3 protein-coding genes are annotated in these 5043 nt (G+C 74.2%); all 3 read left to right on the forward strand.

Annotated features, from left to right (window positions below; genetic code table 11):
• Positions 1-393: 393 nt before the first annotated feature.
• The 3 genes from E2C05_RS28470 (at position 394) to E2C05_RS28480 (ending at position 4957) form a co-directional block, all read left to right on the forward strand.
• Positions 394-1491, forward strand: a complete 1098-nt coding sequence (locus E2C05_RS28470; RefSeq protein WP_133223018.1) for a site-specific DNA-methyltransferase — start codon at positions 394-396, stop codon at positions 1489-1491.
• 770 nt (positions 1492-2261) lie between these two features.
• Entirely contained in the window at positions 2262-2714 is a 453-nt protein-coding gene (locus E2C05_RS28475) for a (2Fe-2S)-binding protein (RefSeq protein ID WP_133223019.1), read from the forward strand.
• 11 nt (positions 2715-2725) lie between these two features.
• Positions 2726-4957, forward strand: coding sequence for a xanthine dehydrogenase family protein molybdopterin-binding subunit (locus E2C05_RS28480; RefSeq protein ID WP_133223020.1), 2232 nt, complete (start codon positions 2726-2728; stop codon positions 4955-4957).
• Positions 4958-5043: the final 86 nt, after the last annotated feature.

Genomic DNA, 5043 nt, shown 5'->3' on the forward strand with positions numbered 1-5043 from the left:
AGCCGCGTTGCCCGCCGGCCGCCAACGCGCGCGGGCCGGCGCGCGGCGCCCATCCTGCGGCGGCCGCGCCGAAGCCCTGGCGGCCATGCCGGCCGGCATCGAGGCGCCCGCCCCGATGCTGCCGGCCGCTGATCGTGACCGATCGACGGCCCCGCGATCGCCCGGCGGTTCGCCGCGCAAGCCTCGGCTGCGGGACCTGCGCCGCAGCACCCGCCCTGAGTCCCCCGGGCCACACCCACGCCGGCGGGAGGCAGGCTTCGATTGACCCGGCGACTCCGCGCGGCGATGGTGCCGGCGTCGGGGATTCGCGCCCCGACGCGCCGGGCCGATCCGGCCATGCCGCGTCGCGCCGGGCCGCCCCGGCTTGCCATGGGGGACCGGCGCGCGAGAGGGATGAGGGACAGCGTGGGCACCGGCCTCGACCTGCCGCTCGACCAGGTGATGGTCGGGGACTGCATCGACCTCATGCGGCGTCTGCCGCCGGCCTCCGTGCACGCCATCTTCGCCGACCCGCCCTACAACCTGCAGCTCAAGGGCGACCTGCGCCGGCCCGACGACAGCCTGGTGGACGGGGTGGACGAGGCCTGGGACCGCTTCGATGACCTGCCGGCCTATGACGCCTTCACCCGTGCCTGGCTGGCCGAGGCGCGCCGGGTGCTGCGCAAGGACGGCACCATCTGGGTGATCGGCAGCTACCACAACGTCTTCCGCCTCGGCGCCGCGCTGCAGGACCTGGGCTTCTGGGTGCTGAACGACATCATCTGGCGCAAGGCGAACCCGATGCCGAATTTCCGCGGCCGGCGCTTCACCAACGCGCATGAGACGCTGATCTGGGCGGCGCGCGGGCCGGAGAGCAAGTACCGCTTCAACTACGCCGCGATGAAGGCGCTGAACGACGAGCTGCAGATGCGCAGCGACTGGTTCATCCCGCTCTGCACCGGGCAGGAACGCCTGCGGGACGAGACCGGGGCCAAGCTGCATCCGACCCAGAAGCCGGAGGCGCTGCTCCACCGCGTCATCCTCGCCTGCACCGCGCCGGGCGATGTCGTGCTCGACCCCTTCCTCGGCACCGGCACCACCGCGGCGGTGGCGCGGCGGCTGGGCCGCCGCTTCATCGGCCTGGAACGCGACCCGGCCTATGCCGCGGCGGCGCAGCGGCGGGTGGCGGCGGTGGCGCCGATCCCCGAGGACGCGGCGCAGGTCACCGCCGGCAAGCGGGAACAGCCGCGCCTGCCCTTCGGCGCGCTGGTGGAGCGCGGGGTGATCCCCGCCGGCAGCATCCTGGTGGACCGCGCCCGGCGCTGGAGCGCGACGGTGGCGGCCGATGGCTCCATCCGCTGCGGCCGGGCGCAGGGATCCATCCACCAGGTCGGCGCCGCGGTGCAGGAAGCGCCGAGCTGCAATGGCTGGGCCTTCTGGCATGTCGAGCAACCCGGCGGCACGCTGCGCCTGCTGGACGAGTACCGCGCCGAGATGCTTGCGGCGCGATAGGGCGGATCGCGCCCGGGTAGTCATGTGCGGGCCGTCATGCGCGGGCCGGCGCGGATCGTCGGCGGACAAGCCTGCGCCATGCACGCCCGCCGGCGCGGTGAGCCGGCCTGCGCGGGTGTCGCACCCCGGCTCCGCCGACGCGGCAGCGCAACGCGGCGCATGCGGCGGGCCGGATGCGCCAACGCGATCCATGACGACGCCGCCCTGGATGCGCGGATGCCGCATCCCGCCTCCGCCGACGCGATGTGACAGATCGATGACGACGCGCGTCACGGTGCGCGGATGCCGCATCGCAACTTTGCCGGCATGATGTGACAGTTCGATGACGCCGCGCGTCACGGTGCATTGCCGCGGCAGCCGCGCGGCGCAGGCGCGGCATCGCGCAGGCGCCGACACCCGCTGCCGGCGCCTGCGGCTCCGGCATTCGTGATGCCGCAGCGGACATGCGCGATCGCCGCACCCACGGTCGGCGGATGCGGCGCGCGGGAGGGCGGCAAGCATCCGCGCATGCGGCACGCAGACGCCGCGAGGACGGCAATCCGCCGCAACGGCATGCGCGGCCCGGCCGCGGCGCCGACCATCGCGCATCCCGCGGATGCGCCAGCAACACGGCGTGGACGACGATCGCTGCGGTGCTTTCGTCCAATACGCCGCAAGCGACCGATGCGCCACGATGGGCCGGATGGCGGGGGATGTCTGGACCGGGCAGGCCGCCATGCCATGTCCCACCACGGCCCGCGGCACGGGCCCCGATGGCGCGGAGCATTCCCATGATCGAGATCACCGTGAACGGCCGCACGCAGCGCGTCGATGCCGAGCCGGACACCCCCCTGCTCTGGGTGCTGCGCGACTGGCTGGGCATGACCGGCACCAAATACGGCTGCGGCATCGCGCAATGCGGCGCCTGTTCTGTGCTGGTGGACGGCCAGCCGATGCGCAGCTGCCAGGTGCCGGTCGAAAGCGTCGTCGGCCAGCCGGTGCTGACCATCGAGGCGATGGCCGACCACCCGGTGGGCCGGAAGGTGGTGGAGGCCTGGGTGGCGCAGCAGGTGCCGCAATGCGGCTACTGCCAGTCCGGCCAGGTGATCGCCGCCACCGGCCTGCTGCTGCAGACCCCGAAGCCGAGCGCGGAGGACGTGGCCGACGCCATGACCAATCTCTGCCGCTGCGGCACCTATCTCGACATCGCCGCCGCCGTGCGGCGCGCGGCCGACGCGGCCTGAGGGAGGACGGCATGGGCTATCTCGAACGCCTCCGCGCGCCGCGCCCCGCGGCCGGCGGCATCCACAACCTTTCGGCCACCCGTCGCGGCGTACTGGCGGCCGGCGCCGGCGCGCTGCTGCTCGGCCTGTCGCTGCCAAGGGCCGGGCGGGCGCAGCAGGGCCCGCCGCAGTCGCGCCACGCCACCGATGTCGCGGCCTATCTGCGCATCGCGCCCGATGGCGGCATCCACCTGCTGAGCCCCTTCGTGGAGGGCGGGCAGGGCATCGCCACCTCCTCCGCCCAGATCATCGCCGAGGAGCTTGACGCCGACCCGGCGCGCTTCACCGTGGACTGCGCGCCGGCCGGCGATGCCTATGTGATCATGTTCGGCGACCAGGTGCGCTTCACCGGCGGCAGCTATTCGACCCGCAGCAGCTACGCCACCTTCCGCAAGCTGGGCGCCACGGCGCGCGCCATGCTGGTGCAGGCGGCGGCGCAGCAGTGGAAGGTGCCGGCGGCGGAATGCGCGACGGAGCCGGGCCGCGTGGTGCATGCCGCCAGCGGCCGCCACCTGGACTATGGCGCGCTGGCCGGGGCCGCGGCGGCGCTGCCGGTGCCGACCGAGGCGCCGCTGAAGGACCCGGCGCGCTTCCGGCTGATCGGCAAGCCGGTGCCGCGGCTGGATGCGCGGGCGAAGAGCACCGGCGCGGCGCGCTACGGCATCGACGCGACGCTGCCCGGCATGCTGCAGGCCGCCGTCGCGCATGCCCCGCGCCTGGGCGCCGAGCCGGCGGCGATCGGCAACGAGGCCGCGGTGCGCGCGATGCCGGGCGTGCATTCCATCCATCGCCTGCCCGGCGCCGTCGCCGTGGTGGCCGACCGCTGGTGGCGTGCCCGCAGGGCGGTGGAGGCGCTGGAGATCACCTGGGCCGGCGGCAAGGTGCCGGCGGATTTCTCGTCCTCCGGCCAGCTGGCCGCCTTCAAGGCGGCGGCCGCGCAGCCCGGCGTCGCGGCCGAGAAGCATGGCGACGCGGCGGCGGCGCTTTCCGGCGCGGCCAAGGTGGTCGAGGCGGAGTACGACGCGCCCTACCTGGCGCATGCGCAGCTCGAGCCGAGCTCGGCGCTCGCCGCCTTCGCCGCCGACGGCACGCTCGACCTGATCGTGCCGAACCAGGCGCCGGAGATGTACCAGGCGGTCGCCGCGAAGCTCGCCGGCCTGAAGCCGGAGCAGGTGCGGATCCAGTCCCCCATGCTCGGCGGCTTCTTCGGCCGGCACTTCCTGTATGACACCGCCGATGTCTTCCCGCAGGCCATCGCGCTGGCCAAGGCGACGGGGCGGCCGGTGAAGGTGCTCTGGACGCGGGAGGAGGAGTTCCGCCGCGACGCCTATCGCCCGCTCTCCTATGGCAGGCTGCGCGCCGGGCTGGATGCGCAGGGCCGGCCGGTGGCGCTGCACGCCGTGGTGGCGGGCGAAGGGCCGATGGGCCGGCACATGCCGGGCTTCCTGCAGGACCCGAAGATCGACGACAGCGCGGTGGAGGGGCTGACCGAGAAGCCCTATGCCATCCCGGCGCGGCAGGTGGACTACGTGAAGTCCACCCATGCCGGGAATATCGGCTTCTGGCGCTCGGTCGGGCATTCGATGAATGCCTTCATCTACGAATCCTTCCTCGATGAGGTGGCCGGCGCCGCCGGGCAGGATCCCTTCGCCTTCCGCCTGGCCCTGCTGCGCGACAGCAGGCGACACAGCACGCTGCTGAACGCCGTCGCCGACCTGTCCGGCGGCTGGAAGCGCGGGCCCTACCAGGCCGCCGACGGCACGCGGCGGGCGCGCGGCGTCGCCATGGCCTCCCCCTTCGGGTCGGAGACGGCGACCATCGCCGAGGTCTCGATCAAGGATGGCGAGGTGCAGGTGCACCATATCTGGGTGGCGATCGACCCCGGCAGCATCGTCAACCCGGCGATCGTCGAGGCGCAGGTGCGCTCGGCGGTCGCCATCGGCCTCTCCTCGGCCCTGCTCGAGGAAGTGGCCTTCGAGAAGGGCGAGCCGCAGGCGCTCAATTTCGACGCCTACCCGATCCTGCCGCATGCCCGCATGCCGCCGGTCAGCGTGCGGATCATCGAGAGCGGCGCGCCCATGGGCGGGGTGGGCGAGCCGGGGACGCCCGGCGTGCCGCCCGCGGTGACGAATGCGGTGGCGGCGCTGACCGGCCAGCGCATCCGCACCCTGCCGCTGGCCCGCGCCCGCTTCGGCACGACGTGAGGCGCCAGGGCCGGGGCCGGGCGCCGCCCGCCCTGCCCCGGCCGCGGTCGGGCGACGGCATCGGCCGCGCGGTTGCGCGGCAGGGG

Origin of the sequence: Paracraurococcus ruber, from assembly GCF_004353985.1 — a bacterium.
Lineage (GTDB): Bacteria > Pseudomonadota > Alphaproteobacteria > Acetobacterales > Acetobacteraceae > Paracraurococcus > Paracraurococcus ruber.

What these genes read in the sequence shown, in the direction of transcription:
- E2C05_RS28470 (WP_133223018.1), top strand. Translation starts at nt 394, where the DNA reads ATGAGGGACAGCGTGGGCACCGGCCTCGACCTGCCGCTCGACCAGGTG.
- E2C05_RS28475 (WP_133223019.1), top strand. Translation starts at nt 2,262, where the DNA reads ATGATCGAGATCACCGTGAACGGCCGCACGCAGCGCGTCGATGCCGAG.
- E2C05_RS28480 (WP_133223020.1), top strand. Translation starts at nt 2,726, where the DNA reads ATGGGCTATCTCGAACGCCTCCGCGCGCCGCGCCCCGCGGCCGGCGGC.